General features: G+C 72.9%; 18 protein-coding genes. 11 read left to right on the plus strand and 7 right to left on the minus strand.

Translation table 11 applies throughout. From position 1 onward, the window contains the following. Positions 1-81: 81 nt before the first annotated feature. From ACTWQC_RS02575 to ACTWQC_RS02590, 4 genes are all read right to left on the minus strand, one after another. A complete protein-coding gene (locus ACTWQC_RS02575; RefSeq protein WP_443313817.1) occupies positions 82-1,767 on the minus strand; it encodes an ABC-ATPase domain-containing protein in 1,686 nt (561 codons plus the stop codon). A 75-nt stretch (positions 1,768-1,842) separates the two neighbouring features. After that, positions 1,843-3,921, minus strand: a complete 2,079-nt coding sequence (locus ACTWQC_RS02580; protein ID WP_443313818.1) for a SpoIIE family protein phosphatase — start codon at positions 3,919-3,921, stop codon at positions 1,843-1,845. Positions 3,922-4,131: 210 nt separating this feature from the next. Beyond that, the gene (locus tag ACTWQC_RS02585; RefSeq protein ID WP_443313819.1) at positions 4,132-5,154 is read right to left on the minus strand and encodes an SCO0930 family lipoprotein; all 1,023 of its coding nucleotides are present in this window, start codon (positions 5,152-5,154) and stop codon (positions 4,132-4,134) included. Positions 5,155-5,472: 318 nt separating this feature from the next. Continuing rightward, the gene (locus ACTWQC_RS02590; RefSeq protein ID WP_443313820.1) at positions 5,473-6,036 is read right to left on the minus strand and encodes a TIGR03086 family metal-binding protein; all 564 of its coding nucleotides are present in this window, start codon (positions 6,034-6,036) and stop codon (positions 5,473-5,475) included. 494 nt (positions 6,037-6,530) lie between these two features. On the opposite strand from ACTWQC_RS02590, the gene ACTWQC_RS02595 reads away from it, so the two are divergent. The 7 genes from ACTWQC_RS02595 to ACTWQC_RS02625 all read left to right on the plus strand — a co-directional run bounded on the left by ACTWQC_RS02595 (position 6,531) and on the right by ACTWQC_RS02625 (position 13,937). Next, a complete protein-coding gene (locus tag ACTWQC_RS02595) occupies positions 6,531-7,559 on the plus strand; it encodes a DMT family transporter (protein WP_443313821.1) in 1,029 nt (342 codons plus the stop codon). 298 nt (positions 7,560-7,857) lie between these two features. Then, a complete protein-coding gene (locus ACTWQC_RS02600; RefSeq protein WP_443313822.1) occupies positions 7,858-8,619 on the plus strand; it encodes a DeoR/GlpR family DNA-binding transcription regulator in 762 nt (253 codons plus the stop codon). Between the two features lie 147 nt (positions 8,620-8,766). Further along, positions 8,767-10,125 (plus strand): ABC transporter substrate-binding protein, encoded by a 1,359-nt coding sequence (locus tag ACTWQC_RS02605; RefSeq protein WP_443313823.1) that lies wholly within the window; start codon positions 8,767-8,769, stop codon positions 10,123-10,125. After that, positions 10,122-11,072 (plus strand): carbohydrate ABC transporter permease, encoded by a 951-nt coding sequence (locus ACTWQC_RS02610; protein ID WP_443313824.1) that lies wholly within the window; start codon positions 10,122-10,124, stop codon positions 11,070-11,072. The genes ACTWQC_RS02605 and ACTWQC_RS02610 overlap by 4 nt, the downstream gene beginning before the upstream one ends. Next, positions 11,069-11,950, plus strand: a complete 882-nt coding sequence (locus ACTWQC_RS02615; RefSeq protein ID WP_443313825.1) for a carbohydrate ABC transporter permease — start codon at positions 11,069-11,071, stop codon at positions 11,948-11,950. Before ACTWQC_RS02610 ends, ACTWQC_RS02615 begins: the two co-directional genes overlap by 4 nt. Further along, entirely contained in the window at positions 11,947-12,936 is a 990-nt protein-coding gene (locus ACTWQC_RS02620; RefSeq protein WP_443313826.1) for a zinc-dependent alcohol dehydrogenase family protein, read from the plus strand. The genes ACTWQC_RS02615 and ACTWQC_RS02620 overlap by 4 nt, the downstream gene beginning before the upstream one ends. Further along, positions 12,933-13,937: a PfkB family carbohydrate kinase gene (locus tag ACTWQC_RS02625; RefSeq protein WP_443313827.1), complete on the plus strand. Its 1,005-nt coding sequence runs from the start codon at positions 12,933-12,935 to the stop codon at positions 13,935-13,937. Before ACTWQC_RS02620 ends, ACTWQC_RS02625 begins: the two co-directional genes overlap by 4 nt. 180 nt (positions 13,938-14,117) lie before the next feature. On the opposite strand, the gene ACTWQC_RS02630 is transcribed toward ACTWQC_RS02625, so the two are convergent. Both ACTWQC_RS02630 and ACTWQC_RS02635 read right to left on the minus strand, forming a co-directional pair. After that, entirely contained in the window at positions 14,118-14,663 is a 546-nt protein-coding gene (locus tag ACTWQC_RS02630; RefSeq protein WP_443313828.1) for a GNAT family N-acetyltransferase, read from the minus strand. 168 nt (positions 14,664-14,831) lie between these two features. Beyond that, positions 14,832-15,596, minus strand: a complete 765-nt coding sequence (locus tag ACTWQC_RS02635) for a VOC family protein (RefSeq protein WP_443313829.1) — start codon at positions 15,594-15,596, stop codon at positions 14,832-14,834. Positions 15,597-15,741: 145 nt separating this feature from the next. Here ACTWQC_RS02635 and ACTWQC_RS02640 point away from each other — a divergent pair, with 145 nt between their 5' ends. Next, positions 15,742-16,995, plus strand: coding sequence for an FUSC family protein (locus tag ACTWQC_RS02640; protein ID WP_443313830.1), 1,254 nt, complete (start codon positions 15,742-15,744; stop codon positions 16,993-16,995). 6 nt (positions 16,996-17,001) lie between these two features. On the opposite strand, the gene ACTWQC_RS02645 is transcribed toward ACTWQC_RS02640, so the two are convergent. Next, positions 17,002-19,389 (minus strand): glycoside hydrolase family 65 protein, encoded by a 2,388-nt coding sequence (locus ACTWQC_RS02645; RefSeq protein WP_443313831.1) that lies wholly within the window; start codon positions 19,387-19,389, stop codon positions 17,002-17,004. A 662-nt stretch (positions 19,390-20,051) separates the two neighbouring features. Between ACTWQC_RS02645 and ACTWQC_RS02650 the strand changes: the two genes are divergently transcribed. Genes ACTWQC_RS02650 through ACTWQC_RS02660 form a run of 3 tightly spaced genes read left to right on the plus strand, consistent with a single transcriptional unit; the run spans position 20,052 to position 24,039 of the window. Continuing rightward, a complete protein-coding gene (locus ACTWQC_RS02650) occupies positions 20,052-20,744 on the plus strand; it encodes a FadR/GntR family transcriptional regulator (RefSeq protein ID WP_443313832.1) in 693 nt (230 codons plus the stop codon). After that, a complete protein-coding gene (locus ACTWQC_RS02655; protein ID WP_443313833.1) occupies positions 20,744-22,135 on the plus strand; it encodes a hypothetical protein in 1,392 nt (463 codons plus the stop codon). The genes ACTWQC_RS02650 and ACTWQC_RS02655 overlap by 1 nt, the downstream gene beginning before the upstream one ends. Then, positions 22,132-24,039: a GMC family oxidoreductase N-terminal domain-containing protein gene (locus tag ACTWQC_RS02660; RefSeq protein WP_443313834.1), complete on the plus strand. Its 1,908-nt coding sequence runs from the start codon at positions 22,132-22,134 to the stop codon at positions 24,037-24,039. Before ACTWQC_RS02655 ends, ACTWQC_RS02660 begins: the two co-directional genes overlap by 4 nt. Positions 24,040-24,052: the final 13 nt, after the last annotated feature.

A 24,052-nucleotide genomic window follows, 5' to 3' on the forward strand; every position in this document is an offset into this window, starting at 1 on the left:
CTCTTCCAACCGGCCCCAACCGCCGGCTTGGCGCCGCGCCCCGGCCGCCGCCCGTGGCCGTGTGCGTCCGGGTCAACCGCGTCAGCGGTTGACCCGCAGACTGCGCAGCCGGTTGAGGGCAGCGGCGACCTCGTGGCGCCGCGGCACGGCGCAGTCGTCGTCGTAGACGGCCAGCAACTCCACCGCACCGCCCGCCAGTTCACGGTCCAGTAGGTCCAGCGCCTCGGCGAGCGTCCGCTTGCCGTCGAGGTGCCCCCTGCGCACCAGCAGCTCCATCGCGAAGCCGATCCCCGTCACGTACCCCCGGTCGGGGATCTGCTCCACGGCCCGTACGTCCACCTGCTCCTCCCCGAAGGCCAGCGCGTCGGTGCCGCGCGCCCGCACCCGGGAGCGGCCGCGGACCAGGGAGTCGACGGAGGCGGGGGCGGGGCGGCGGTGGGTGACGGCGGGGAAGGCGTCCGCCTCGGCCTTGCGGCCGGTCGGTACACGGGCCAGCTCGCGCGCCCGCGCGGTGACATCCGACGGCCGGTATGCGTCCATCATCAGGACGTGGTCGGCGACGTCCATGTAGTCGCCGGAGCCGCCCATCACGAGGACCGTGGAGACGCCGTGGTCGCGGTGCAGGGAGCGGGCCAGGTCGACGAACGGGGTCAGCGGCTCGCGGTCCTTGGCCACCAGCGCCTGCATCCGCGCGTCACGGATCATCAGATTCGTGGCGGCGGTGTCCTCGTCGATCAGCAGGGTGCGGGCCCCCGCCTCGACCGCCTCCACCAGTGAGGCGGCCTGCGAGGTGGAACCCGAGGCGTTGTCGGTGGAGAAGTCCGCCGTGTCGGCCCCGCTGGGCAGGTGGCTGACGAAGGCGTGCACATCGACCCGCTCGATGCGGCGGCCGTCCTCGGCGCGGATCTTGACCGTGTCGGTGCGGGAGACCGTCAACTCCCGCCCGTCGTCAGGAACATGGTCCCAGACGCCCGCCTCCAGCGCCCGCAGCAGCGTGGACTTGCCGTGGAAGCCGCCACCGACGATCAGCGTCACGCCCTCGGGCACGCCCATGCCCGTAACCCGCCCCGCGTTGGGCAGGTCCACGGCCACCCGGAAGGCGTCCGGGGACGCGAACGGCACGACGCCGGGCCCGGTCAGCGGCCGCTCGTCCACGCCGCTGCGGCGCGGCAGCACCGCGCCGTCCGCGACGAACGCGACCAGGCCGAGCGGCTCGAGCGCCCGCCGCAGTGCATCGGCGTCCTCGACGGTGTCGACGAAGCGCCGCACCTCGGCCGCGTCCAGCGACGCATAGCACAGGGCGCGCTCAACGAGCCGCGGCAGTAGCCGGCACAGGACGTCCTCCGCGGCGCGGCCGTCGATCCGCCGCCCCCGCCCGAGCAGTTCGACACCCATACGGACCGTCACCGCGCCCGGCTCCTCGCCGCCGCGGCCGTCGCCGATCCGGCAGGAGGCACGGTCGAGCACCTCCTGGCGGCCGCAGTCCACATGCACCGGGGTGCGGGCCGCCGCGTCCGCGGCCTGCCGTGCGAGATATCCGGCGAGGGCGCGGCGGCGTACCGGACAGTTCCGCAACTCCCCCGGGAACCCGGCCCGTTCCGCGGGTACGTGCACGGCGACGCGGGCGGGCGGCGCGAAGGGATCGGCCTGGCCCCGCACCACTTCGAGGGTGAAGCCCGGCATCCGCCAGGTGCCGGTGAGGGACTTGTACCGGCCGTAGGAGGCACCGTCCAGGCGACGCAGTTCCTCCGCCAGTCCCGTACGCATGGGCCTCCCCGTTCCGTCGTCGCCGTCCCCGGCGAGCTTACCGAGCGCGTTCCCCGCTGGTCGCGGTCCGGATCCTCAGTTCTCCGACCGGTCCTGGACGTTGAACTCGCACCACACGCTCTTGCCGCTCCCCCGCGCCTCCACGCCCCACACGTCGGCCATCCGGTCCACCAGCAGCAGGCCGCGCCCCGACACCCCGGTCTCGCCCGGCTCCCTCCGGCGCGGCCACGTACTGGACCCGTCCTGCACCTCCACCCGCAGCCGCCGCTCGGCCCCACCGGGCATGCGCACGGTCACCACGGCACCGCCATCGGTGTGCAGCAGAGCGTTGGTGATGAGCTCGTCGGCGACCAGTTCCACCTCGTCCGCGCGGCCGCCCGCGCCCCAGTTCCGTACCGCCTCGCTGATCATGTGCCGGGCCAGGGCCAGGGCCTCCGGGTCGGCGGGGGCGACATGCTGATGGACCCTGCGGCCGATCTCGGGGATGGGCTCGCCTTCCCGGCGCAGCAGCAGCATCGCCATGTCGTCGCCGCCGGTCCGCTCCCCCATCGCCGCGCCGATGTGGTCGGCGAGCTCCTCGACCTCGTGCGGGCCGCGGGTCACCGCGTCGGTCAGCACCCGCACCCCGTCGTCCAGGTCCTTCCCCGGGTGCTCGACGAGCCCGTCGGTGAACAGGATCAGCGTCTCCCCCGGGTCGAGGGCCGCCCGGGTCACCGGATAGTCGGTCTGCCCGAACATCGCCGAGAGCCCCAGCGGCAGTCCTCCGGCGGCCGGGAGCGGCCGGCAGGGTCCCTCGGGGTGCCTCACCAGCGGGTCGATGTGCCCGGCCCTGACCAGCTGCACCGTCCCGTCGGCGGGGTCCACCTCGGCGTACGAGCAGGTGGCGAAGCGGTCGGTGTCCAGCTCGTGCAGGAACACCGAGGCGCGGGCCATGACGGTGGCCGGCGAGTGGCCCTCGGAGGCGTACGCGCGCAGGGCGATCCGCAGCTGGCCCATGACGGCGGCCGCATGCGTGTCGTGGCCCTGCACGTCACCGATGACGGCGCCCACCCGGCCGCCCGGCACCGGGATCACGTCGTACCAGTCGCCGCCCACGTCCCGGCCGAACCGGGCGGAGCGGTAGCGGACGGCGATGCGGGCGCCGGGGAAGGTGGGAACGGTGCGCGGCAGCATCGCCGTCTGCAGGCCCTCGGCGATGTCATGCTCCTGATCGAAGAGCATGGCGCGCTGCAGGCTCTGGGCGATGCTGCTGCTGAGGGCGACCAGGAGGTTGCGCTCCTCCGGGGTGAAGTTCCGCTTGCCCCGGTAGAGGAGACCGAGCGCGCCGAGCGGCCGGGCCTGCGCGATCAGCGGCAGGTAGGCGGCGGCGGAGACGTCCAGCGGCTCGATGTGCGGCCACAGCCGCGGGTAGCGGCGGGCGAACTCGCCGGGCGAGGTGATCAGGCGGGGGGCGAGGGTGCGCACCACCTCGCTCATGGGGTAGTCCTCGTCGACCCGCGTGTACTCGAGCTCGGGCACGTAACTCCCCGCCTGCCCCTCGGCCACGACGCGGATCCGTCCGTCCTCCAGCAGTCCCATCAGCAGGCTGACGGCGCCCAGGCGGCCCAGGCCCTGGCTGTCGCTCAGCACGTCGATGACGTCCTGGACGGTGATGGCGTGGGCCAGGGCCGCGGTGGTCTCGTCGATCACGCTGGTCTGGCGCTTGCGCTCCTCGCTCAGCGCGGTGCGCTCGGTCACGTGGACGAGCTCCTGGGTGGCGTCCCGGATGATGCCGACGATGCGGTGCGGGCGGCCCTCGCCGTCCCGCTGGATGTGGCCCTGGGTGTGGGTCCAGCGCAGGGATCCGTCGCGGCGGCGGATGCGGAAGTACGCGCCGTACGTCGTACTGCCGTCCTTGAGCGCCTGCGAGACCTGGGCGTCGAGCTGCCTGGCTTCGCCGATGGGCACCCGGACGGCGAGGGTCACCGGGTCGCCGTCGTACTCGTCCGGGCTCAGCTCGAAGACCTCGAGAGCCGGATCGTCCATGTGCAGCCGGCCGCCGTCGAGGTCCCAGTCGAAGCTGCCCATGCGGTTGAGTGCGAGGTTGGCCTCGGCGCGCATGGGCCAGTCGTCGGGCAGCGGGGCGGCGGCCGGGGGCGTTCCCCGATCAACCATGTCGCCCTCCCGGTGCGGAGGACCGCGCTGGGCGGTGTGCCGACGCTTCGTGCTGTCCCACTCAGCGCAACTCTGTCACTGTTCCGCCCATTTTTCGAAACGTGCGAGCGGGGGCACAGCAGGCCGGAGGGGCCGGCAACCCGTGGGCTGCCGGCCCCTCCGCCCGCACTGCCGGTGGCAGCTGAAGGGCTGCCGGTTCCGCACTCCCGGCTACTTGGTGATCTTCTTGCCGTCCGGCGAGACGACGAACCAGGCGTCGCCCACACCCTGGCCATTGGTGTCCCCGGGCTTCTCGTCGCCGGTGTACGTGTACAGGAGCCAGCAGTCGATCGAGAGCTGCTCCGTGCCGTCGGGCCGGGTGAAGGTGGTGAGCAGCTTGGGATCGATGCCCTCGACGTCGGCCTTGTCGACCGGCTTGGCGGGCTTCCAGGTGTCCAGGCACTTTCCGGTGCAGTTGGTCTTCATCGGCCAGGCCGAGTCCTTGTCGAACCGGTAGAGGGTACGGCCCTCGCCGTCCCGGATGATCTCGCCGAGCTTCGGGTCGGTGAAGGTCGACAGGGCCGGCAGCTTCTGGTCCGCCGCGCCGCCTCCCTCGCCGGCGCCCTCGCCCGCGCCTCCCTCACCGGCGCCCTCGCCCGCGCCGCCCTCGCCCGCACCGGCGCCGCCGTCATCGGCGCCGTCGCCCGAGGCCTTCTTGCCGTCGGGGGCCGAGGCGAACCAGGTGCCGCCCACGCCCTCGCCCTTGACCTGCCACGGCTTCTTGTCCTTGATGTACCGGTACATCGGCCAGCCGGCGACCGTCAGTTGCTGGGTGCCGTCGGCCCGGGTGACCTCGCCCAGCAGCGAGGGGTCGATGCCGGCAGCGGACGAGACGTCGGCGGCGGGGACCGGCGGCCAGGTGGTGGCGCAGTCGCCGTCGCAGTTGGACTTCGGGGGCTCGGGTGTGTCCTTGTCGAAGCGGTAGAGCGTGAATCCCTCACTGTCGGTCAGGACCGAGCCGAGCTTCTTGTCGTCCGCGATCTGGAGTTGGCCCGCTGCCTTGGCCTCTTCCTTCTGGCCCTGGGGATTCGCGCCGCCGTAACCCCCCTTGTCCTGGCCCCCGTACGCCGCCTCGGCCTGTCCGGCGGGCTGCGCCGCGGCCGTCTGCCCTTGGTTGGTCTCCGAGCCGCAACCCGCCGTCAGCATGATCGCCACCGCGGTCACCGCGATCGAGGCGCTCTGCCACTTCCTCATTTGGTCCAACTCCTGCAGTCGCTTCCCGTCCGGCGCGGGTGCGCGCCTCTTGACGGCGCTATGTACGGACGGTGCAGGCACCGCGTTTCAAAGGCAGAGCGAGAAATTTTCCCGTATCGGTACGCACCGTAACCGCGGCGAGGTCACGGCGGCGGCAGGGGTGCGCGGGGCCCCACACGTCGGGGCCCCGGGCTGACGGTTGGTCAGGGACTCATGAACGGCGGCCGGTCAGTGCCGCCTTGGGCTCTCGGGTGCTCGTACGGCTCGCGCCCTCACGGCCTGTGCTCTCACGGCCGGCACTCTCGCAGCCGACCGCTCTCACGGCCGGCGGCCGAGGAAGGCGACCAACTGGTCCTGGACGGGTGCGGAGTCCGGCACCTTCACGGCGGGGCCGAAGATGCCCGCGCCCCGCCAGCTGTCGGCCTGGGGTTCGATGTACTCCCATACCGCTTGGGCGAGATCCTCGTCCAGCGTGTCGTCGGCCCCGATGCCGCGGGCCAGATCCCAGGCGTGTACGGCGAGGTCGGAGGTCATCTGCCAGCCGTACTCGCTCGCGGGGGTGAGGCCGCCGCTGGTGTGCACCTCGATGTCGAGCGCACCCGGCCGGTGGAAGGCCGACTTCGACTCCGCGACCGCCTGGTCCCACGCCTTGACGGGCTCGTCTCCGAGCACGTCGCCCTCGAACCGGTCGCCGACCTCCGCGATCGTCGCGCCGCGCAGCAGCCACGGCGCCCAGAGGTGCTCGCCGACGAGGTGGTTCACCAGGTCGCGCACCGACCACTCGGTGCACGGCGTACCGACCGTCCACTGGCCGGGCGCCACCTTGTGCACCCGGCGGCCGAACTCCTCGAGCCCGGCGTCGAACGCGTCGAGCAAATCCATGCGATCAGCCCCCTCCTCCGGGCGGCGGAGCCGGTGCGGGCTGGGGGTCGGGCCCGGGTACGGGCTCGGGCGTGGTCGGCCCGGGCGGCACCGGCGGGATCGGGTCGGGCTCCGGAATGGGCACGGGGCCGGGTCCGGGTCCAGGGCCGGGTCCAGGACCTGGTCCGGGACCGGGCGGAGGCGTGGGCGTGGGTGGTACGGGGTCGGGGCGGGGAGTGGTCATAACAGCCTCCTGGGCACGTCGGAAGGGCGTGCGGCGGCTCCCGCCGCACGCCCGCCGGGTACCCCGCGACCGCGGCTTCAGACCCCGGAATCCCAGCCCCGGAACCCCCACCCGCAGCGAAAGGATCTCCACCGGTGGGCGGACGCGGCGGCTCCGCGTACTCCGGTCGTGGTACGCCCCGAGCCACCCTGGGAGACGACGACATCGGCCCCCGGCTCCGGGATCGTTGGGCCATGACGTTCCACGCCCCCTCGTGCCGGCGAGCCTGGCGATGAGCCCCCTCACGCTGTCGGTGCTGCTGTCCGTGGTGTCGGCGGTCTGCTACGCCGCGGCCGCCATCGTCCAGGAGCGGGTCGCCGCCACCGCGCCCCCGCGGCAGCTCGCACTGCTCCGGCGCGGTGCCTGGTGGTTCGCGGTCGCCCTGAACGGGGCGGGGGCGCTCCTGCACGTGCTGGCCCTGGGAGCGGGACCGCTGACGGTCGTCCAGCCGCTGGGCGTGCTGACCATCGTGTTCGTGCTGCCCATGGCCGCGCTGTGCGTACGGCGCCGGGTGACGGCGGCCGCGTGGCGCGGCGCCCTCATGGCCGCGGCCGGTCTCGCCGGAATCCTGCTGCTCACCGGCTCGGCACGGACCCGTCCGCTGTCCGGCGCCGACCAGCTCGCGGTGGCGGTGACCACGGCGGGCGCGATCGGCGCCCTGGTCCTGGCGAGCTGGTGGCTGCGGCGGCCCGCGGCGCGCAGCGTGGCGCTGGCCACGGCAGCCGGGGTGTCCTACGGCGTCTCCTCGGTATTCGTGAAGACGGTGGCCGAGGAGTGGCCGGACGGGTGGCCCTCCTCGGTCTCGGACAGTCTGCCGGGGCTCGGCATGGTCGCGCTGCTCGCGGTGACGGGGCTCGCGGCGTCACAGGCCTCCTACCGCGGCGCCGGACTGACCGCGCCCCTGGCCACCGTGACGGTCGTCAACCCCGTGGTCGCCGCCGCCGTCGGCATCGTGCTGCTGGACGAGGGCATTCGCTTCGGCACGCCGGGGGGCCTGGCGACGCTGGCCGCCGGCGCGCTCACCGCCTGGGGTCTGGTGACGCTGACGGCCGAGAGCGCCGCGCGCGAGGGGACCGATCCGTGCGGCCCGCCCCGGCCGCCCGTGGGCGACGGCGACGAGCCCATGCTCCGCATCCCCCGCCCGGTCGGCCCTTCCGGCCCCTCCGGCGCGATGCCGTTCCCGGGGCCGCAGACCCCCGTCATCCCCGGTCAGGCGCCGTGCCCGCCGGAGGGCGGGCCGCCTCTGCTCACCGCGCGCTGACACCCCGTATCTCGCAAGCACCACACACCACAACGGTCACAGTTGCGTGCGGCTTTGCGCGAAGGGCGGCCCGTAGCGGGCACGAAACGGGCCTCCCCGTCCCCGCCCCGGGCAGCGGCCGGCCCCTTCGCAACCGCTTCCCCCGGTCCTGTGCAGCACCGATGTCGATCTGGAAACGGGCACAAACGGTCACGATCGTTGCTTCGACGAACCTGGTCACCAGCGATCCGGGCTTGTTAAATCAGCACACGAGCCCGAACGGGCACAGTTCAAGGCCCGGCAGTGAAGGAGGTGCACCGTGGACGCCGAGGAACGCCGCAGGGGCATGCTCGAGCTGGCCCGACGCACGGGGTCCGTCGATGTCGCCAAGCTCGCCGCGGATTTCGGCATCTCCAAGGAGACCGTCCGCCGGGACCTGAGCGTCCTGGAGGAGCACGGCCTCGTACGACGTACGCACGGCGGCGCGTACCCCGTGGAGAGCGCCGGCTTCGAGACCACCCTGGCCTTCCGCACCACCATGCACGTCCCGGAGAAGTCCCGGATCGCCTCAGCCGCCGCGGAGTTGCTCGGCGGTGCGGAGACGGTCTTCGTCGACGAGGGCTTCACCCCGCAGCTCATCGCCGAGGCGCTGCCCCGGGACCGTCCGCTGACCGTGGTCACGGCCTCCCTCGCGGTGGCGAGCGGCCTCGCGACCAGCGAGAAGATCACCGTGCTGCTGCTGGGCGGCCGGGTCCGCGGCGGCACGATGGCCACCGTCGACCACTGGGCCGTCCAGATGCTCTCCGGCTTCGTCATCGACCTGGCGTACGTGGGAGCCAACGGCATATCCCGCACCTACGGCCTGACCACGCCGGACCCGGTGGTCAGCGAGGTGAAGGCGGCGGCGATGCGAGGTGCCCGGCGCCGGATATTCGTGGGGGTGCACACCAAGTTCGGGGCCGTCAGCTTCTGCCGGTTCGCCGAAGTGGCCGATGTCGAGGCGATCGTCACCGACACCGGCCTGCCATCGTCCGAGGCCCATCGCTACTCGCTCCTGGGCCCCCAGGTCATACGGGTGTGAGCCGCACCCCTGCCTGACCACCGCAACCCCGTCCACCGACCCACCCGCGCGGGCGGCTAGGTTCCGTACGCCCGGAAACAGCCCGATGCCTGCCCGAACCCACAGCTCGACACACCCCCAACCCGACACAGCGGTACGGAGACTCTCATGCCGATCCAGGGACGACACGGCATACGCGTGACCATCGCGGTCGCCGCAGCGGGGACACTCCTCGCGGCGTGCGCCGGAGCCGGCGGCAACGGCTCATCCGGCGACGACACCCTCAACGTGCTCATGGTGAACAACCCGCAGATGGTCGAGCTGCAGAAGCTCACCGCGGACCACTTCACCAAGAAGACGGGCATCAAGGTCCGCTTCACGGTGCTGCCGGAGAACGACGTCCGCGACAAGATCAGTCAGGACTTCTCCAACCAGGCCGGCCAGTACGACGTGGCCACCATCAGCAACTTCGAAGTCCCCTTCTACGCCAAGAACCAGTGGCTCCATCCCCTGGACGACTACATCAAGGACGACAAGGCCTTCGACCAGGACGACATCCTGCCCCCCGTGCGGGAGTCACTGACCGCGGACGACGGAAAGGTCTACGGCCAGCCCTTCTACGGCGAGTCGTCCTTCCTCATGTACCGCAAGGACATCTTCGCGAAGAAGGGGCTGAAGGTGTCCGAGAAGCCCACCTGGCAGCAGGTGGCCGCTCTCGCGGCGAAGGCCGACGGCGCCGAGCCGGGGATGAAGGGCATCTGCCTGCGCGGCCAGCCAGGTTGGGGCGAGGTGATCGCACCGCTCACCACGGTCGTCAACACCTACGGCGGCACCTGGTTCACCAAGGACTGGGAGGCGAAGCTCACTTCGCCCGAGTTCACCAAGGCGACGAAGTTCTATGTCGACCTGGTGCGCAAGCACGGTGAGGCGGGCGCGGCCCAGGCCGGGTACGCCGAGTGCCTGAACAACCTCACCCAGGGCAAGGTCGCCATGTGGTACGACGCCACGGCCGCCGCCGGCTCCCTCGAAGCCGCGGACTCCCCGGTGAAGGGCAAGATCGGCTACGTCCAGGCCCCGGTGGAGAAGACCGACAGCTCCGGCTGGCTCTACACCTGGGCATGGGGCCTTCAGAAGGCGTCCAAGAACCCGGACAACGCCTGGAAGTTCATCTCCTGGGCCTCGAGCAAGGAGTACGAGTCCCTGGTCGGCAAGGAGATCGGCTGGGCCAACGTACCCGCGGGCAAGCGCGCCTCCACGTACGCCAACCCCGAGTACAAGAAGGCCGCAGGCGCCTTCGAGGCGGTCACCCAGCAGGCCATCTCCAGTGCCGACCCGCGCGACCCCGGCACCCAGCCCCGGCCGACCATCGGCATCCAGTTCGTCGACATCCCGGAGTTCACCGACCTCGGCACCAAGGTCTCCCAGGAGATCAGCGCGGCCATCGCGGGCCGCCAGTCCGTCGAGGATGCCCTGAAGAAGTCCCAGAAGCTGGCCGAGAAGGTCGGCGAGGAGTACCGGAACCGATGAGCACCACACTCCACGTCCGCAGGTCCGGCACTGGGCCGCCGGGCCTGGCCGCCGCCGGCCGGCCGAAGTCCCGGAAGTTCCGGGCCTGGGCCACCCGGGCGCCGCTCCTCCCGGCCCTGGTGTTCCTGATCGCGGTCACCCAACTGCCCTTCGTGGCGACGCTGGTGATCTCGTTCTTCGACTGGAACTCCCTGGCCCCGGACGCCCGCCACTTCACGGGTCTGGCCAACTACACGACCGTGGCGACCGACCCGGATCTGCGGAACTCGGTCCTGACGACCGCTGCGCTCACCACCACCGTGGTCGTCGTGAGCGTGGTCCTCGGACTGCTCCTGGCCCTGCTGCTGGACCGTACGTTCTTCGGCAGGGGCGCGGTGCGTACGCTGCTCATCGCCCCCTTCCTGCTCGTGCCCGTCGCCGCCGCCCTGCTGTGGAAGCACGCGCTTTACAATCCCGAGTACGGGCTGCTGAACGGCGTCCTGAACTGGCTGGGTCTCGGCCAGAGGGACTGGATCTCGGAGATGCCGCTGCTCGCGGTGGAGGCGTCCCTGGTCTGGCAGTGGACGCCGTTCATGATGCTGATCCTGCTCGCCGGGCTGCAGAGCCGCCCGCAGGACATGGTGGAAGCGGCCCGCCTCGACGGCGCCGGCAGCTGGCAGATCTTCCGCTATCTGACCCTGCCGCACCTGCGCCGCTACCTCGAACTCGGCGTGCTGCTCGGCTCGGTCTACATCGTGCAGAACTTCGACGCGGTCTTCACGATCACCTCCGGAGGCCTGGGCACCGCCAACCTCCCGTACACCATCTACCAGACCTTCTACCAGGCCCACGAGTACGGCCTGGCCTCCGCCGCCGGAGTCGTCGTCGTGATCGGCACGATCGTGATCGCGACCTTTGCGCTGCGAGTGGTCTCCTCCCTCTTCCGCGAGGAGGTGTCCCGCGCATGAGCTCGCTGACCGTAACCCGCCCCCGCCCCGCCGCCCTTCCCCCCGCGGCCCGGCGGGCCCGCCGCCGCTCCGCTGCGCTGGGCCTGCTGGCCTGGCTGGTGGGCCTCGCGTTCTGCCTGCCGGTGCTGTGGATGGTGCTGACCTCGCTGCACGCGGAGGCCGACGCGGCGACCAACCCGCCGTCGCTGGCGGCCTCGCTCACCCTGGACGGCTACCGGGAGTTCTTCGGCGCGGGCGGCGGGGCGAGCCCCTGGCCCTCGCTGATCAACTCGGTCACGGCGAGCGTCTTCTCCACGCTCTTCGTGCTCCTGCTGGCCCTTCCCGCGGCGTACGCGCTGTCCATCCGTCGCGTACGCAAGTGGACGGACGTGCTGTTCTTCTTCCTGTCCACCAAGATGCTGCCGGTCGTGGCCGGACTGCTGCCGGTCTATCTGTTCGCCAAGAACACCGGCCTGCTCGACAACGTCTGGCTGCTCGTCATCCTCTACACCTCGATGAACCTGCCGATCGCGGTGTGGATGATGCAGTCCTTCCTCGCCGACGTGCCCGTCTCCATCATCGAGGCCGCCCAGATGGACGGGGCCCGGCTGCCCACCGTCCTCGCCCGGGTCGTCGCCCCCGTCGCCGGACCCGGCATCGCCGCCACCGCGCTGATCTGCTTCATCTTCAGCTGGAACGAGATGCTGTTCGCCCGGGTCCTCACCGGGGTCACCGCGCAGACCGCCCCGGTGTTCCTGACCAGCTTCGTCACCAGCCAGGGCCTGTTCCTCGCCCAGCTGTGCGCCGCGTCGGTCGCCATCTCCCTGCCGGTGCTCGCCGCCGGTTTCGCCGCCCAGGACAAACTGGTCCAGGGCCTGTCGCTAGGAGCCGTCAAATGAGGGCCGCGCTCATCGAAGCCCCCGGCAAAGTCACCGTCACCACCGTGCCCGACCCGGCACCCGGGCCGCGGGAGGTCGTCGTGGACGTCGCCGCCTGCGGGCTGTGCGGCACCGATCTGCACATCCTGCAGGGCGAGTTCGCCCCCACCCTGCCGGTCGTTCCCGGGCACGAGTTCGCCGGCGAGATCGTGGGCGTGGGCAGCGAGGTCACCGAGCTGTCGGTCGGCGACCGGGTCGCGGTGGACCCGTCCCTGTACTGCCACGAGTGCCGCTACTGCCGTACCGGACACAACAACCTCTGCGACCGCTGGGCCGCGATCGGTGTGACCGTGGCGGGGGGCGCGGCGGAGTACGCGATCGCACCCGCGGCCAACTGCGTCCGGCTGCCCGACCATGTGGACGTACGGGACGCGGCGCTGATCGAGCCGCTGTCGTGCGCGGTCCGCGGCTACGACGTACTGGGCTCGCGGCTCGGCGCCGAGGTGCTGATCTACGGCTCCGGGACCATGGGCCTGATGATGCTGGAGCTGGCCAAGCGCACCGGCGCCACCGCGGTGGACGTCGTCGACATCAACCCCGAACGGCTCGCCACGGCACAGAAGCTGGGCTGCTCGCGGGTCGCCGCGTCGGCCGACGAACTGGAACGGCCGCGCGGCTGGGACGTGGTCATCGACGCCACCGGCAACGCGGCGGCCATCCAGGACGGCCTCGGCCGGGTGGCCAAGGCGGGAACGTTCCTTCAGTTCGGCGTCTCGGACTACGCCACGAAGGCCACCATCGAGCCGTACAAGATCTACAACCAGGAGATCACCATCACCGGCTCCATGGCCGTCCTGCACAGCTACGAGCGCGCCGCCGAGCTGTTCGCGGCCGGAGTCCTCGACCCGCAGATCTTCATCAGCGACCGGCTGCCACTGGAGCAGTACCCGCAGGCGCTCGACCAGTTCAAGGCGGGCCAGGGACGCAAGATCGTGGTGCAGCCGTGACCGCTCCCGCCGCCCCCGTCCTGGTGATGGGCGAAGCCCTGGTGGACCTGGTCCCCGAGGACACGGCCGGCCCGACCGGCTACGTCGCGCATCCGGGCGGGGCACCGGCCAACCTGGCCGCCGGACTCGCCCGGCTCGGCGTACGGGTCGGCTTCGCCGGCGGTCTCGGCCGGGACGCCTTCGGGGCCGCGATCGAACGCCGGCTCACCGCCGCCGGAGTGGACCTCGGCCTGTGCACACGCTCCGACCGGCCCACGGCCCTGGCGGTCGCCGACCCTCCCCCTGGGGGCACCTCCCGGGCCGTTGGGCCCAGGGGGACTACCGCTGGGGACGCCCCCAGCGAGGACGGCACGGCGTACGACTTCCACCTCGCCGACACGGCCACCTTCCGGATCGCCCCGCAGACGCGCGGACTTGACGGCTTCGGGGCCGTCTGCGTCGGTGGCCTGGCGGCCGTGGTCGCCCCTGCGGCCGGTGCCGTCGCCGAGACGGCGGCGGCCGCCGCGAGCCGGACGCTGCTGGCCGTCGACCCCAACGTGCGCACCCTTCCGGCGCTCGACCAGCACGACTGCCGGGAGCGGCTCACCGCCCTCTGCGAGCAGGCCCACATCGTCAAGGCCAGTGACGAGGACGTACGACAGCTGTGGCCGGGCGAGACCGCCGAGTTCACGTGCCGGAGGCTGGCGGCCGGGGGACGTCTCGTCGTCCTCACCCGCGGGGCGGCGGGCAGCACCGCCTTCACGCCGCGCGGCGACCGGGTCGACGTGCCGGCGACCCCGGTACCGGTCGTCAACACGATCGGAGCGGGAGACGCCTTCACCGCGGGCGTCCTGACCTGGCTCGCCCGCGCCGGGCTGCTCCGCCCAGGCGGCCCAGCCGACATAACCGCAGGTCAGGTCCGGGACATGCTGGCGCTGGGCGCGGAGGTGGCCGCTTCGGTGTGCGCACAGGCGGGCTCGGAACCGGCGGGGCTCGGGCTCGTCACCACCGGATCGGGCTAACGCGGGAGGCGGGGCACAACTTCCGTGCGGGCAGTGCTGATCAGATCCCCTGCACCCCCGGCTCCGCGACCCCGCTCATGTGTGGCGCCCGCCGACCGGACGGCGGGCGCCACACCCATGCCCGCCACGTTCATGCCATGCCGGGGCCACCCAAGTACCGATCGGGTCCCGCGCCCGCGCTCAGGCCCGGCTCGCGTCCGGCAGGTCGGACGGGCGGATGCGGTACACGTTGAGCCGCATGTCGTAGTACTTCGACGTCTCCCCGACCCACTCCATGCCCATTCTGCGCGCCGTGGCCGCGGCCCTGTGGTTGTTCGGGCGGGCGACGGCGAAGAGTTCGTCGGCGCCCTGCCGGAACGCCCAGCGGGCGAGAGCGATCCCGGCCTCCGTCGCGTAGCCGTTCCCCCAGGCGTCGGGTCTGAGCTGCCAGCCGATCTCCAGGTCCTCCTCGTACGGCGGCAGCATCCGGATGACGAGACCGCCCACCACCCGGCCGTCCTCGAGCCGCTCGATGGCCCATCTGCCGGAGGGGACAACCAGGTTGTGCTGGGACTCCTCCCACGCCTGGAGTACGGCCCGCATCGCATCGAGGTCCCCCACGCGATGCATGGCGGGCGTCAGCCAGTGCGCCACTTCCTCGGTGCCGTAGATCCTGAGCGCCGCCTCGGCGTCGGAGACGGCCCAGTCGCGCACCAGAAGGCGTTCCGTACGCAGCGGCGATTGCATGCTCCTCACGCTAACGGGGCTCCGGCGGTGCGGCCTGTCGGCAGCGAGAAGAAACACCACAAGCACGACAAGCACGGCAAGCACTGGTCATCATCCGGCCGGCCGCCGGCCCGATCCGTGGCCTCCCCGGGCGCTCCGGGAAGCCACGGTCATGAGGGTCGGCCCCGCTCACTCCTGCGGTCGGTCCGCCGCTCGCTCCGGGGAGTCCTTATGGGGCGAGGTCACCGTGAAGAGCCCGCCGTGCGGGTCGCGCAGGGTCGCCGCGCGCCCGACTCGGGAGTCGCTCGGCTGCCCCGCGACCGTGCCGCCGGCCTTGACCGCCGCCTCGGCCGCCGCGTCGACGTCGTCCACGACGAAGAAGACGTGCCAGCGGGGCCGTACCTGCGGGTCGGGGTCCGCTTCGACGGCGCCGCCGCGCAGGTGCGCCACCGTGTGGCCGCCGACCCGGACCATCACCGCGTCGTGCTCGTACTCGACCTCGGGGGCGCCCGGCTCGTCCGAGGCCCAGTCGAAGACCTGGCCGTAGAAGATGGCCGCCGCGAAGGCGTCGCGGGTGCGGAGTTCCAGCCAGGCCGGGGCCTTGCCGCGGCCGACCTGCCAGCCCGGGACTCCCCCGCCCTCCCAGAAGCCGAAGACCGCACCGGCCGGGTCGGCGGCCAGGGCGGCCCGGCCCTTCCCTATGCTGATCGGCCCGACCGCGACCGTGGCGCTGCGCTCCCGGATCCGGGCGGCCGTGACGTCAGCGTTCTCGACGGCGAAGTACGCGGTCCAGGAGACCGGGACGCCCATGGTGTGCGCGAGCGCTCCCATGCCCGCGACGGGCACCTCGTCGGCGAGCGCCACCGAGAAGTCCGGTCCCAGGGACGTGGCCCGGAACGTCCACCCGAGCACCGCGCCATAGAAGGTCTGCGCGGCCTCCAGGTCGCGCGTCATCAAACTCACCCAGCACGGCGCGCCGTGCGCCGGTGGCGTTGAGGCCGGCATGTTCGCCACTGTGCCACCCCCGGCACGGCTCCGCCCCCCGACGGACCACCGGATGCCCCGGCCGCGGTGTTCCTCCCGCTTCCACATGGGATACATGGGAACTGTGCCAGGAGTCGCGCAGTATGCCGCCGACCGCGCCCGGCGGGGCTGGGAGCGCAGGGACGACCCGATCGTCGTCCAGACGGTGCGCTGCACCGTGGGCGCGACTCTCGCCTACGCGGCCGCGGACTGGCTCATCAGCGGCGGCCCGCCGCCCCTGCTGGCGCCGCTGACCGCGCTGCTGGTCGTCCAGGTCAGCCTGTACGCAACGCTGACCACCGGATTCCGGCGGGTCAACAGCGTGGTGGCGGGCGTGCTGGTCGCCTCGGCCTTCAGCGCCGTGGTGGGGCTGAGCTGGTGGAGCCTGGGGCTGCTGATCTTCTCCTCGCTGGTCATCGGCCACATCGTGCGCGTCGACGAGTTCGTGCCCGAGGTGGCGATCAGCGCCATGCTCGTGCTGGGCGTCAGCCACGTGGCGGCCATGGCCTGGAGCAGGGTGGCCGAGACGCTGATCGGCGCGGCGGCCGGCATTCTGCTGAACGCGCTGGTCGCCCCGCCCGTGTACGTGGAGCCGGCGGGCCAGGCCATCGCCGACCTGGCCCGCCGGATGCGGGCGCTGCTGATGCGGATGAGCCGGGAGCTGGAGCTGGGCGCGAGCCGGGACGACGCGGTGCGCTGGCTCCACGAAGCACGCCACCTCGACAACCAGATCGCCGGCGTCGACGCCGAGCTGAACCGTGCCGACGAGAGCATGCGCTTCAACCCGCGGGTGCGCGAAGGCCTGCTCACCCGGCTCGTCCTGCGCAGCGGACTCGACACGCTGGAGATCTGCGCCGTAGTGCTGCGTACCCTCTCCAGGTCGCTCGCCGACCTGTCCCACCAGCGGCGTTCCGATCCGGTCTACGAGGGTGAGGTGGCCGGGGCCCTGAGCGAGCTGTTCACGCACATCGCCGATGCCGTGGACAGCTTCGGCCGCCTGATCACCGCCCAGGTCAGCTCCAACGCCGAGGTGGCCGAGGAGCAGCTGGCCCAGGCGCTGGCCGACGGGCGGGCCGACCGGCAAAGGATCGCGGACCTGCTGCGGCTGGAGACCGAGCGGCAACCCGACCGGTGGGAGCTGCACGGGGCGCTGCTGGCCAACGTCGACCGGCTCCTGAACGAGCTGGACGTCGAGCGGCGCTCCCAGTGGCTGGCCGAGGAGCTGGACCGCCACCGGCAGGAGCCGGGACGGCCCTCCCCGGTGTACCGGCTGCGGCGCGCGGCCCGCCGGGCGCGCCGGAGAGTGCGGCGCCGCCGCTCCGACGACTGATCACCCCTACGGCAGCCGCAGCGCGTAGGACTCGCCGGGCGCGACGGTGAGCGACCGGTCGGCCAGCGCCACGCGGATGGGCGGCTCCGAGGAGGGCGGGACCTTGATCCGCAGGCGGCCGTGGCGCAGCCGCAGGTCCACGCCCCAGTGCCCGCGGTAGCGCAGCGAGAAGCCGTACTCGGACAGCTCGGGGAGCGGCACCGGGTCGAGCCGGAGCGCGTCGTCGCGGGTCTCGAGGCCGGTCAGGCCGCGCTGCACCAGGTCGAGGGTGCCGGCCATGGCGCCGAGGTGGATGCCCTCTCCCGTGGTGCCGCCCTGCAGGTCGGCGACGTCCCCTTCGAGGGCCTCCCGGCAGAAGCTCCACGCTTCGGCGCGCCGGACCCGGGCGAGCACCCAGCCGTGGACGAGGCCGCTGAGGGTGGAGCCGTGGCAGGTGCGGTGCAGGTAGTAGTCGACGGTCCGGTGCCAGAGCTCGTCGCTGAACTCGTAGCCGAGCCGCCGGAACAGGTCCGAGAGCTCGGCGGGCGAGAACAGGTAGCCGAGCATGAGGACGTCGGCCTGCTTGGACGCCTGGTAGCGGTTGACCGTGTCGTCCTCGGCCTCCAGGATCCGGTCGAGCCGGCGGATGTCTCCGTACCGCTCGCGGTAGCCCTGCCAGTCGAGTTCCTCCAGGCCGCCGAAGCCCTCGAACTGGCTGATGACGCCGCGGTGGAAGGGCACGCGCAGCCGCCGCGAGACGTCCTCCCAGCGCTCGGGCTCGCCTTCGGCCACCCCGATGTGCTCGAACAGCTCCCTGCGCCGCGGCTCGGGCAGATCGCGTACGAGGTCGATGGCGCGGCCGAGCACCCAGGCGGCGGTGACGTTGGTGTACGCGTTGTCGTCCAGGCCGGGCTGTTCGGCGTCCGGGTAGCCGTCGTGGTACTCGTCAGGGCCGACGACGCCGCGGATCCGGTAGCGGTCGAGCCCGGGGTCGTAGGCGGCGCTGTCGGCCCAGAAGCGGGCGATCTGCAGCAGCATCTCCGCGCCGTTGGTCTGCAGGAACTCGGTGTCGCCCGTGGCCTCGCAGTACCGCCACACGTTGTAGGCGATCGCCGAACCGACGTGATACTGCAGCCGGGAGTAGTCCGGCAGCCAGCGGCCGGAGCGGGGGTTGAGGTGCAGCTGCTGGGTCTCCTCGCGGCCGTCGCTTCCGCTCTGCCACGGATACATCGCCCCGGCCCTGTCCACTTCGGCGGCCATCCGGCAGGCCTGCGGAAGCCGGCGGTGCCGGTAGTTCAGCAGCGCGCGGGAGACGCCGGGGAAGTGCAGGTTCAGGTACGGCAGCACGAACAGCTCGTCCCAGAAGACATGGCCGCGGTACGACTCGCCGTGCAGCCCGCGCGCCGGAACCCCCACATCCAGGTCCGCGGTGTGCGGCGAGAGCGTCTGCAGCACGTGGAAAAGATGCAGCCGCAGGATGGTGCCCGCCTCACCCGGCACGTCCAACTCCGCACGCCGCCACAGCTGTTCCCACACGGCGCGCTGGGAGTCGAGGAGGCCGGCGAAGCCGGGGGCGGTCACGACGTCGCCCACGGCGGCGTCGAGCGGGTCGCTGATCGCCGGGTCATGGGAGGTGTGCAGGGCGACGATCTTGTCGACGGTGGCCGGGGCGCCGGGCGAGACCGGGACGTGCAGCAGATGGGCGACCCGCAGCTGGGCGATGTGCAGGCGGGAGGCCGCGGGGGCCGCTCCGGTGACGGTGGTGCGCGCGGCCATGCCGATCCGGATGTCGGAGGTGGTGGTGCGGCAGCGCAGCCAGACCGTGTCGGGCTCCATCGCCCCGGCGTGTACGTGCGTCAGATGGTTTCCGGCCAGGTCCTGGTAGCGGTGCACGCCCGCGTTGGTCACCTCGGCGTCGATGGCGGACTCCAGCTCGATCTCGCCCGACCATCCCTCGGGGGTGAACTCTGTGCGCAGCGCCGCCAGGTGCGGATCGCCCATGTGGACGAGGCGGCACTGGTCGACGCGCAGCCGGCGGCCGTCGGCGTCCTCGTACCGGATGCGGCGGGTGAGGTTGCCGCCCTGTATGTCGAGGATCAGCCGGTGGTCGAGGAGCTCGTCGGCGTCCGGCGAGAACCAGGCGCCGGAGCCGTCGGTGCGGACGCGGAAGCGCAGCGGCAGCCAGTTCGGCAGGTTGACCATGTCCTCGTTCTCGACCTGCCGCCCCGCCACCATGGAGACCAGGCGGTTGTAGCAGCCCGCGGCGTACGTCCCGGGGTAGTGCACGTCGTCGGCGATGCTCTCCGGGGCGGCGCCGCGGGTGGCGAAGTAGCCGTTCCCGAGGGTCAGCAGGGACTCCCGCAGACGCTCCTCAGCGGGAACGTATCCGGTGTACTCCCAGGTCCACTCGGGCATCGTCCCTCCTGCGGAGCAGCTTCGCGGAGCCTCTCCCCTCCACTGCACCACGGGAGGGCGGCACCGGGCCACCGGCGGCGAGGTGGCGCGTTGCGGTGGCAGCATTTCGGTGGCGCGGGATCGTCTCCAGGCCCTGTCGGGAGCGCAGAGCAGCCTGCGCGCGTTGTCGTCCAGCGCCGCGAGGCCGGCTTCCGCGCCCGCGCTCCCCGGCGACGAACAGGGCCAGCAGCGCCGGCAGCGTGACCCCCGCGAGGAGCGGACCGAGGACCTCCGCCGAGTCCAGCCCGAGGTGCTGTCCCGGTCGGTGGCGAGCATGATGCACGTCAGCCGGGCGGCGACGGTGACGATGCCGGGGACGTCCACGCCCTGCCTCGCCGGCCGCAGCGATGACCCCCCTCCCGGCGCGGGAAGGCGGACGGGGAGTGGGCTCCCGGAAGGGTGGCCTGCCCCGAGCGGCTGCGTCGCGCCGGGAGCGCGACCTTGGAAATGCGGGCGGGCGGGAAGTCCCGGCCGGAGGGCGGGAAGTGGGCCGTGGAGCCGGGAGGTTGAAGCAACTCGGTTTCGGCCGCAGGGTTTTCGGGGCACGGGGGTTGTTCTTGGGCGGGTGGGATGGTTCAGTGGCTCAGCCACTGGGCCACTGAACCGACAGGAGAGGTCGAGTCGTGGAAACGCTGCCGCGCGAGACGATCGTCGACGTACTGGAGAGCCGGCTGCGCGAGGACATCCTCTCCGGGCGCCATCCCACCGGCAGCTATCTGCCGCCCGAGCGGCAGCTGGCCGAGGGGTACGGGGTCACCCGTACCACCCTCAAGCACGCCTTCGGCCGCCTCGTGCAGGCCGGGCTGCTCGAAACCCGGCACGGCGTCGGCACGCGCGTGCGCGACTTCGCACGGCTCGGCGGCGCCGATCTGCTGCCGATGCTCGTGCGGCACAGCCCCGACTGGCTCGGCGAGATCTTCGAAGTGCGGCGCAGCATCGGCGCGTTGATCGCCGAGCGAGCCGCGCTGAAGGCCACCCGCAAGCAGCGCGCCGAGCTGCGCGAGCTGCTGGCGGCCGTCGGGGACGCCGAGGGCGGGGACGCGGTGCAGCTCGCCGACGTCGAGGTGCACCGCGCGCTGGCCCGCGCGACCGGCAACCGGGTCTACAGCCTGCTGACGAACACACTGTTCAACGCGTATCTGCCGCTGCGTTCGCACCTCGTAGGACCGTTCCTTGACGCCGCCGCGGCCCACGCCCGCCTCGAGCCGGTCGTCGCGGCGGTCTCCGCGGGCGACGGCCCGGCCGCCCGGGCGGCGGCGGACGCGTACCTCGCCGCGACCGAGCGGATCATGCTCAAGGGTCTGGGGATCGCCTGATGGCCCGCCGCGGCACCGCGTTCGCGGAGACGATGCTGGGCTCGGTGCGGCTCACCGGGGAGGGCGAACGGCGGGCGGTACGGCTGGATCTGGCCGTGCGGGCGGACGAGGTGCTGCGCCCGATGCGTACGACCGAGGGACGGCTGACCGGGCGAATACGGGTCGTCGGCTGGGCCGATGATCCGTGCGCCGAGGGCGAGTTGGAGATCTCGCCGCTCGCCAGGCGCCGGATCCGCTACCGGCTGCGCTTCACCGCGGACGGCCGCCGGTACGCCCTCGACGGCTGGAAGTCCGTGTCGGCGCGGCGGCCTCTGACATCCATGACCGTGCTGCCCTTCACGCTGCTCGACGAGGACGGCGCCCCGGCCGGGCACGGCACCCTCCGCTTTCCGCTCGCCACCGGGCTGCTGCCGTTCCTTGCGAGCTTCCGCTTCCCCCGGCATGACAGCGCGGACCGTCACCTGGCCCCGCGCTGGGACGGCAGGCCGGGCCGTACCGAGGTCTGGTACACCACCCTCACCGACCCCGCGACCGGCACCGGCCTGTGGCTGCACCACGAACTGACCGCGCCCAGCGACGGATCGGCGGCGTACGCGCACGGCTGGGTGGCGCTCTTCCCGCCCGGTGGGCCGGTGCGGCACGCCCGCTTCGGGCCCGTGCCCTGGCGGCCGGGGCCGTCCGGCTTCGCCGCCGACGGGATCGAGGCCGGGCCGGGACGGCTGCGCGGCGAGGCGGGAAGGTTCCGCTGGAATCTCGCCGAACAGCCCGAGGACCGGCCGCTGTACACCTTCCCGCGCTGGTCCTGGCGGCGTGAGCTGCTGCCCGCCGCGCAGATCGTGCCCGCGCCCCGCGCCTCGTACGCGGGCACCGTCGCGTACGAGGGCGGCGAACTGCGCCTCGCGGGCGCGCCGGGGGCGACCGCGCGGATCTACGGGCACGGCAACGCGCGCCGCTGGACCTGGCTGCACGCCGACCTCGGCGGCGGCGACGTCCTCGAAATCGTCGCGGCCGTCTCGATGCGCCGGGGGCTCGACAGGCTGCCGCCGCTCGTCTTCCTGCGGCTGCGCAAGGACGGCCGCACCTGGCCGCGCCGTGCGGAGCGCAGCGCGGTCGGCTGGGCGGGAATCGGGCGATTCCGAGCGCGCATAGGACTGCCCGTCTGGACCGTCACCGGGCGGGCCGGGCTGCGCCGCATCCGCGTCACGGTCACCCAGCCCGCGGACCGCACCCTCGCCCTGGACTACACCGACCCGGACGGGAGCACCGCCGTGTGCCGCAACAGCGAGACCGCCGACGCGCACATCCTGCTGGAACGGTGGTGGGGCCGCTGGCGCACGGAAGCGGAGTGGACGCTGGACGGCACCGCTCACGCGGAGGTGGGTGACCGGTGAGCCGGGGGCTGGGCGGCCTGGTCGCCGCGCTGCTCGGCGACGACGGCGGCGCCCCGTGGGTGGGTGCGGTTCCCGGCCGCCTCGACGGCCTGCTCGCGTCGATGGCGTGGCCCGCCCGCGCCGGGGTGCGCGGCGCGGCGGCGGCCGTCGACGCGTACGCCGCCGTGCGCACCGGGCGGCGGCTGCACGGCCTCACACCGGCCGAGCGCGAGACCGTACTGGCCTCGCTCGCCGCCAGGCCCGCGCTGCTGCCGCTGCTCGACGCCGTGAAGGTGCCGGTGATGCTCGCCGCGGGGACCGAGCGGATGCTCCATGAGGAGCCGGGAACTCCGCCCCGGCCCACGCGCGCGGTGGACGATCCCCCGCTGGACTGCGTGCCGTCGGCGGAGTGGCCGGACCGGTCGGTCGCCGACGCCGTCGTCATCGGCTCGGGGGCGGGCGGCGCCATGGCGGCCCGTACGCTCGCCCGGTCGGGGATGCGCGTCGTCGTCCTGGAGGAGGGGCGCAGGCACACCACGGCGGACTTCGGGCGGCGGGCGCCGCTGGACCGGTTCGCGGAGCTGTACCGCGACGGCGGCGCGACCGTGGCGCTCGGCAACCCTCCGGTGGTCCTGCCGGTGGGCCGGGCGGTCGGCGGCACGACCGTGGTCAACTCCGGTACGTGCTACCGCACTCCGGACCGCGTCCTGGCCCGCTGGCGCGACGCGTACGGACTCGCCCTCGCCGGCGCGGACGCCTTCGGGGCCCGCCTGGACGAGGTCGAGCGCACCCTCCGGGTCGCCACCCAGCCGCTCGACGTCCTCGGCCGCAACGGGCGGCTGGCCCTGCGCGGGGCTGAGCGCCTCGGCTGGCAGGCGGGCCCGCTGCGCCGCAACGCGCCCGGCTGCACGGGCTCGTGCCAGTGCGTCGTCGGGTGCCCCACCGGCGCCAAGCAGAGCGTTCAGCTGTCCGTGCTGCCCGGGGCGTGCGCCGCTGGAGCCCGGATCGTCACCACCGCGTACGTCCTGCGCATCCTGGCGGAACCGGACCGCCCGGGCGGTACGCGCGCGTGCGGAGTCGCCGTCCGGCGGCCGGACGGCACGGAGTTCGAGATCCTGAGCCCGCTCGTCGTCGTGGCGGCCGGAGCCCTCCAGTCGCCGCCGCTGCTGCGCCGCTCCGGCCTCGGCGGCCATCCGCGGCTCGGCCGCAACCTCGCCGTCCATCCGGCGTACAGCGTCGCCGGGCGCTTCCCGGAGCCCGTCACGGCGTGGCGCGGAGTGCTGCAGAGCGTCGGCGTGGAGAAGCTGCACGGGGACGGCATCCTCATCGAGGCGACGGCCGGGCCACCGGGCATGGGCTCCTTCGTACTGCCCGGGGTGGGCCGGGAGCTGCGCACGGAGCTGGAGGGCGCGGGCTCCCTCGCCACGCTGGGCGCGATGATCGCCGACCGGCCCTCGGGCCGGGTCCTGGGCACCCGGCGCGGCCTGCCGCGCTACGACCTGGACCGGGGCGACGGGCACCGGCTGCTGCGCGCGATCGGCGCGATGGGCAGGATTCTCTTCGCGGCCGGTGCAGAAGAGGTCCTGACCGGGATCCCGGCAGCTCCACGGGCCCGGTCGGAGGCCGAACTCGCCGAGCTGCTGCGCGGAGTGACGGCCCGGCAGCTGCACTTGTCCGCGTTCCACCCGACGGGGACGGTCGCGATGGGCGCCGATCCGCAGGCCGCTCCCGCGGACCCGGACGGCCGGCTGCGCGGCGTGCGCGGCGTCCTGATCGCGGACGGTTCGGCGCTGCCCAGCTGCCCGGAGGTGAACCCGCAGCTCACCATCATGGCCATGGCCCTGTCGGTCTCCGAAGCCGCGGTGCTCCATGGGCCCGGCGACCCGGGCCGTGTCCGGCGGCCCCTTCCCCGCAGTGCCCCATAGGGGCTCCGCCCGC

The sequence above is a fragment of the Streptomyces sp. 8N616 genome (assembly GCF_052246385.1).
Taxonomy (GTDB): domain Bacteria; phylum Actinomycetota; class Actinomycetes; order Streptomycetales; family Streptomycetaceae; genus Streptomyces.

Bases quoted from the DNA above. Each gene is read 5' to 3' on its own strand.
- ACTWQC_RS02575 (WP_443313817.1), bottom strand. From the start codon at position 1,767: ATGCGTACGGGACTGGCGGAGGAACTGCGTCGCCTGGACGGTGCCTCC.
- ACTWQC_RS02580 (WP_443313818.1), bottom strand. From the start codon at position 3,921: ATGGTTGATCGGGGAACGCCCCCGGCCGCCGCCCCGCTGCCCGACGAC.
- ACTWQC_RS02585 (WP_443313819.1), bottom strand. From the start codon at position 5,154: ATGAGGAAGTGGCAGAGCGCCTCGATCGCGGTGACCGCGGTGGCGATC.
- ACTWQC_RS02590 (WP_443313820.1), bottom strand. From the start codon at position 6,036: ATGGATTTGCTCGACGCGTTCGACGCCGGGCTCGAGGAGTTCGGCCGC.
- ACTWQC_RS02595 (WP_443313821.1), top strand. From the start codon at position 6,531: ATGAGCCCCCTCACGCTGTCGGTGCTGCTGTCCGTGGTGTCGGCGGTC.
- ACTWQC_RS02605 (WP_443313823.1), top strand. From the start codon at position 8,767: ATGCCGATCCAGGGACGACACGGCATACGCGTGACCATCGCGGTCGCC.
- ACTWQC_RS02610 (WP_443313824.1), top strand. From the start codon at position 10,122: ATGAGCACCACACTCCACGTCCGCAGGTCCGGCACTGGGCCGCCGGGC.
- ACTWQC_RS02615 (WP_443313825.1), top strand. From the start codon at position 11,069: ATGAGCTCGCTGACCGTAACCCGCCCCCGCCCCGCCGCCCTTCCCCCC.
- ACTWQC_RS02620 (WP_443313826.1), top strand. From the start codon at position 11,947: ATGAGGGCCGCGCTCATCGAAGCCCCCGGCAAAGTCACCGTCACCACC.
- ACTWQC_RS02630 (WP_443313828.1), bottom strand. From the start codon at position 14,663: ATGCAATCGCCGCTGCGTACGGAACGCCTTCTGGTGCGCGACTGGGCC.
- ACTWQC_RS02635 (WP_443313829.1), bottom strand. From the start codon at position 15,596: ATGACGCGCGACCTGGAGGCCGCGCAGACCTTCTATGGCGCGGTGCTC.
- ACTWQC_RS02640 (WP_443313830.1), top strand. From the start codon at position 15,742: ATGGGAACTGTGCCAGGAGTCGCGCAGTATGCCGCCGACCGCGCCCGG.
- ACTWQC_RS02645 (WP_443313831.1), bottom strand. From the start codon at position 19,389: ATGCCCGAGTGGACCTGGGAGTACACCGGATACGTTCCCGCTGAGGAG.
- ACTWQC_RS02655 (WP_443313833.1), top strand. From the start codon at position 20,744: ATGGCCCGCCGCGGCACCGCGTTCGCGGAGACGATGCTGGGCTCGGTG.